This is a genomic window from Blautia sp. HCN-20427 (assembly GCF_037890365.1).
In the GTDB taxonomy this organism is placed as follows: domain Bacteria; phylum Bacillota; class Clostridia; order Lachnospirales; family Lachnospiraceae; genus Blautia.
This window is the reverse complement of sequence record NZ_JBBKBX010000056.1, coordinates 1-1,903: the sequence shown is the minus strand read 5'-3', so window position 1 is coordinate 1,903 and position 1,903 is coordinate 1. Positions and strand designations below refer to the sequence as shown.

The 1,903-nt window shown below is 47.3% G+C and carries 1 protein-coding gene; it reads right to left on the bottom strand.

What is annotated here, in order from left to right:
- Positions 1-180 precede the first annotated feature (180 nt).
- Positions 181-1,818 carry a hydroxylamine reductase gene (gene hcp / locus WKT17_RS16160; RefSeq protein WP_294542197.1) on the bottom strand — a complete coding sequence of 546 codons (1,638 nt, stop codon included), beginning with the start codon at positions 1,816-1,818 and terminating at the stop codon, positions 181-183.
- Positions 1,819-1,903 lie beyond the last annotated feature (85 nt).

Below are 1,903 nucleotides of genomic sequence, written 5' to 3'. Positions count from 1 at the left end.
GAAATTATCCAGCTGAGACTGCTTCCGGGTCAAAGGTAGTGCTTATTCTGCTGTCCAAGATGATTATCGGCGGCATTACCAATGGAGGCGTGAAGGGATAAACTATAAAACTCCTTAGATTATATGATATAGAAGACTGCCATATCCGAACGTACATGGATATGGCAGTCTTTTTTTCTTTTACAGAAGCCCAAATTCTTTCATATCTTTTTCCACCGTATCAATCCCCGCAATACCAAAGTTATCCACCAGCACCTTTGCCACATTCGGGCTTAAAAATGCCGGAAGCGTAGGTCCGAGGTGAATATTCTTCACGCCCAGGTGCAGCAGCGCCAGCAGGACAATAACGGCTTTCTGCTCATACCAGGCAATGTTGTACACGATAGGAAGTTCGTTGATGTCATCCAGTCCAAAGACTTCCTTCAGTTTCAGCGCAATCACAGCCAGGGAGTAGGAGTCGTTGCACTGACCTGCGTCCAGTACGCGGGGAATTCCTCCAATATCACCAAGATTCAGTTTGTTATATTTATATTTTGCACAGCCAGCCGTGAGAATCACAGCGTCTTTTGGAAGTGCTTTTGCAAAATCAGTGTAGTAATTGCGGCTTTTGGCGCGTCCGTCACAGCCTGCCATAACGACAAATTTTTTGATGGATCCGGATTGTACTGCTTCCACAATCTTGTCAGCCAGAGCCAGTACCTGTGCGTGGGCAAAGCCGCCGATGATTTCACCCTGTTCCAGTTCTGTAGGAGGCGGACAGTTTTTGGCCTGCGCAATCAGCGGGGAGAAATCCTTAGTCTCGCCGATTTCGCCGTCAATGTGTTTGCAGCCAGGGAAGCCTGCCGCTCCGGTGGTATACAGACGGTCTTTGTAGCTGTCTTTAGGCGGCACAATGCAGTTCGTTGTCATGAGAATCGGGCCGTGGAAGGCCTCAAATTCTTCTTTCTGTTTCCACCACGCGTTTCCGTAATTGCCTTTGAAGTTGTCATATTTTTTAAAGGCAGGGTAATAGTGGGCAGGAAGCATTTCAGAGTGAGTGTACACATCTACGCCGGTGCCCTGTGTCTGTTCCAGCAGCATTTCCAAATCCCTCAAATCATGGCCGGAAATCAGAATTCCCGGATTTTTGTCCACGCCAATCTTGACCTTTGTAATTTCCGGATTTCCGTAGGCCTGCGTATTGGCTTTGTCCAGAAGCGCCATGCCCTGTACTCCGTATTTGCCGGTTTCCAGAGTGAGATTTACCAGGTCATCTGCAGTCATGGTATCGTCCAGTGTGGCGGCCAGAGCCCGCTGAAGGAAAGTGTCTGTTTCTTCATCTTCCTGCAGCAGAGCATTGGCGTGTTTCGTGTAAGCGGATAATCCCTTTAAACCATAAGTAATCAGTTCACGCAGAGAGCGGATATCTTCGTTTTCTGTGGACAAAACACCGACAGAAGCTGCTTTTACAGAAAAGTCAGAAGCTGTTCCCGTCCAGAGCGCCGCTTCTGGGAGTAATTCACGGTCTTTTATCCGGGAGAGCAGTCCGTCTTTTACCCGGAGTGTTTCTTCCATTTGTGCGGTAATGGATTCGTTATCAAAATTCACATTGGTAATGGTTGTGAAAAGATTGCGGGTAATCAGATGATTGATTTTTCGGTCAACATCCTGCCCTTCTTTGCGAAGCTGTGTGGTAACGGCGGACAGGCCCTTGGTTACCCAGATGAGTAAATCCTGCATGGCAGCGACCTGGGGCGTCTTTCCACAGACACCCATTCTGGTGCAGCCTGAACATCCGGCAGTTTCCTGACATTGATAGCAAAACATATTCTGTTCCATTTTTCATCCTCCTGTGGGTTGTTTTCGTTTCATGAGGTTGATTATAGGATACAAAAAGAAGAAAATATGTTGTTATAACCACATA

Coding starts and splice junctions, on each gene's coding strand:
- hcp (WP_294542197.1), bottom strand. CDS start 1,818: ATGGAACAGAATATGTTTTGCTATCAATGTCAGGAAACTGCCGGATGT.